Source organism: Bacillus sp. mrc49, assembly GCF_002803435.1.
This window is the reverse complement of sequence record NZ_PHNG01000228.1, coordinates 1-804: the sequence shown is the minus strand read 5'-3', so window position 1 is coordinate 804 and position 804 is coordinate 1. Positions and strand designations below refer to the sequence as shown.

General features: G+C 44.4%; 2 protein-coding genes. Both read left to right on the top strand.

Annotation, left to right across the window (positions count from 1 at the left end; all coding sequences use genetic code 11):
* On the top strand, positions 1 to 306 hold a 306-nt coding region (locus tag CVN76_RS01625; protein ID WP_157805451.1), incomplete at its 5' end, for a FecCD family ABC transporter permease.
* 15 nt (positions 307 to 321) lie between these two features.
* A partial coding sequence (locus CVN76_RS01620) for an ABC transporter ATP-binding protein (RefSeq protein WP_157805450.1) occupies positions 322 to 804 on the top strand: 483 nt, incomplete at its 3' end.

Genomic DNA, 804 nt, shown 5'->3' with positions numbered 1-804 from the left:
TCAAAATCCCTGCGCTATATATTACTTGGTGTTTCAGTCATTTTAATTGGAGTATGTGTAGCTGCAGTTGGTTCCATCGGGTTCATTGGTTTGATTGCCCCCCATATTGCCCGTAGATTAGTAGGGTCAAAATTCAAGGTATTGCTTCCTGCATCAGCTCTCTTTGGTTCAATCTTTCTGCTCGTCGCCGATAGCCTAGGGAGGGGATTATTCCCGCCAATAGAAATACCCGCCGGAATTATCACCGCGGTGATTGGCGTGCCGTATTTTTTATATTTATTACGTCGTGAACGAAAAATAACATAAGGAAGGCTGGCGGTTATGACAACATTATCAGCAGAGCATCTTTCTCTCTCTTATGGATCGAATCGAATCATTGATGATATTGATTTAGACATCCCTGAAGGCAAAATAAGTATAATCATAGGATCCAATGGGTGCGGCAAATCCACCATCTTACGGTCCCTGGCTAGATTATTGATGCCTCAGGAAGGTACGATCTATTTAGATGGAAAATCGATCGCCCTTCAATCCTCCAAGGAAGTGGCAAGAAAATTGGCCATTCTGCCCCAAGGTCCGGAAGCTCCTGAAGATTTAACCGTTAAGGAACTGTGCCATTATGGCAGGCATCCGCATAAGGGGTTATTTTCCAGAAGGACTATGGAGGATGAGACCATTGTGGACCGGGCGTTATCAGCAACAAAAATGTCGGAGTTCGCTGATCGGACATTGAATGCCTTATCTGGGGGGCAAAGGCAAAGAGCGTGGATTTCAATGGCTTTAGTACAAGAAACGGATCTTTTA